The 2235-nt window shown below is 62.0% G+C and carries 3 protein-coding genes; 2 read left to right on the forward strand and 1 reads right to left on the reverse strand.

Annotated elements, in window-relative coordinates:
• The coding region (locus MOV76_RS38935) for a nuclear transport factor 2 family protein (protein ID WP_408988013.1) at positions 1-379 on the forward strand (379 nt) is incomplete at its 5' end.
• A gap of 275 nt (positions 380-654) precedes the next feature.
• Entirely contained in the window at positions 655-1863 is a 1209-nt protein-coding gene (locus MOV76_RS38940; RefSeq protein WP_193446898.1) for an amidohydrolase/deacetylase family metallohydrolase, read from the forward strand.
• Between the two features lie 22 nt (positions 1864-1885).
• On the opposite strand, the gene MOV76_RS38945 is transcribed toward MOV76_RS38940, so the two are convergent.
• On the reverse strand, positions 1886-2235 hold a 350-nt coding region (locus tag MOV76_RS38945; RefSeq protein ID WP_309506930.1), incomplete at its 5' end, for an IclR family transcriptional regulator C-terminal domain-containing protein.

A 2235-nucleotide genomic window follows, 5' to 3' on the forward strand; every position in this document is an offset into this window, starting at 1 on the left:
CGAGGCACCTGATGTCGATCTCGGCCGCAAGCGGACGATCGCCGAGGCCTTTCTGACGGCGTCGCGCAACGGCGATCTGGAGGCGTTAATCGCGGTGCTTGCCCCTGACGTCGTCTTCCGGCCCGATGCGACGGCGGCCCGCTTCGGCACCATTGGCGAAATGCGCGGCGCAGCTCACGTGGCCGAAGCCTTCAAGGGTCGGGCGCAGGCGGCGGAAATCGCCGTCGTCGACGGTGAGCTCGGATTCGTCGTCGAGATCGGGGGCCAGCTCCGCGTGGTGGTGGCGCTGACGATCGCCGATGGCAGGATCGCCGCGATCGACGCCATCGCCGATCCGGATCACCTGGAACGGCTTGACTATTCGATCCTTCGAGATTGAAAACAAACGCGAATTTATCGGATCTTCGAAACGGGCGCGCTTCGGAAGGAGCGCACCGCTTACGTTCCTCAGTGGTGACGGCCACGTCATTTTTCTTGACAGCGGCGTCCTCAGCTTTATTCTATTATAAAGACTTATATAGCATAATTATGGAATTATGGCGATGCGGTGCCCTGAGGCGCCATCTCTAGCTTCCTCATTACTCTTCCAGAGCAACCCGCAGACGGATGACCGAGGAGCGATCCCGGTCCGAGACTTCGAAAGGAATGCATGTCATGCCCGGCGACCAGGCGAAGAAGCCGCTTCTCCTCACCAATGTCAAACCGATCGCTTTCGGTGCGGGCACATCCGAGGGGACAATCGACATTCTCGTCAATGCCGGCGGCAGGATCGCCGAGATCGGTCCGTCGCTTTCAGTTTCGCAAGATGTGACGCGCATCGACGGCAAGGGCGCCTTCATTTCGCCGGGCTGGGTCGACCTGCACGTGCATATCTGGCACGGCGGCACTGATATTTCCATCCGTCCCTCCGAATGCGGCGTCGAGCGCGGCGTCACCACGCTGGTCGACGCCGGTTCGGCCGGTGAGGCGAATTTTCATGGCTTCCGCGAATATATCATCGAGCCCTCGCGCGAGCGCATCAAGGCCTTCCTCAATCTCGGCTCGATCGGTCTTGTGGCCTGCAACCGCGTCGCGGAATTGCGGGATATCCGCGATATCGATCTCGACCGCATCCTCGAAGTTTATGCCGAAAACAGCGAGCACATCGTCGGCATCAAGGTGCGCGCCAGCCATGTCATCACCGGGTCCTGGGGCGTCACGCCGGTCAAGCTTGGCAAGAAGATCGCCAAGATTTTGAAAGTGCCGATGATGGTGCATGTCGGCGAGCCGCCGGCGCTTTATGACGAAGTGCTCGAGATCCTCGGCCCCGGCGACGTCGTCACCCACTGCTTCAACGGCAAGGCCGGGTCGAGCATCATGGAAGACGAGGACCTCTTCAATCTCGCCGAGCGCTGCGCCTCCGAGGGCATCCGTCTCGACATCGGCCATGGCGGCGCCTCCTTCTCCTTCAAGGTCGCCGAGGCGGCGATTGCGCGCGGGCTTCTGCCGTTCTCGATCTCGACCGACCTGCACGGCCATTCGATGAACTTCCCGGTCTGGGACCTGGCGACGACGATGTCGAAGCTGCTCAGCGTCGGCATGCCTTTCGACAAGGTGGTGGAAGCCGTCACCCATGCGCCGGCATCCGTCATCAAGCTGTCGATGGAGAACCGGCTTTCGGTCGGCTCGCAAGCGGAATTCACCGTTTTCGATCTGGTCGATTCCGATCTCGAGGCGACGGATTCCAACGGCGACGTCTCGGTCCTCACCAAGCTGTTCGAGCCGCGCTATGCCGTGATGGGCGCCGATGCCTTTGCCGCCAGCCGCTATGTGCCGCGGGCGCGCAAGCTGGTGCGCCACAGCCACGGCTATTCCTACAGGTAGGATCCGCTGAAAAGCGCAATGCTCAGCGGTTGCGCCAGCCCATCAGCTTTTCGATCCGTTCCGCTGAACTACGCACATGGGCCGTATAGTGGTTCTCGTCGGAAAAGGCCTTCTGTTCCGGCAGCACGATGGAAATGGTGGCGACGCACTGGCCATCGCGATCGCAGATCGGCGAGGCGATGCAGGCAACCGCATAATCGGATTCCCCCGCCTGGATCGACAAGCGCGACTCGAAGGCTTTGCCGGCGGCTTCCGACAGCGTACCCGGATCGATCTCGGCGCGGCCGGTCGGTGAAGAGCGGGCGCAGCGCTTGAACAGTTCGATGCGCTCCTGCTCGGGCAGGTGGCCGACGAGCAGGCGGCCGGAGGCCG

The organism is Rhizobium sp. PRIMUS64, assembly GCF_023006465.1.
Lineage (GTDB): Bacteria > Pseudomonadota > Alphaproteobacteria > Rhizobiales > Rhizobiaceae > Rhizobium > Rhizobium leguminosarum.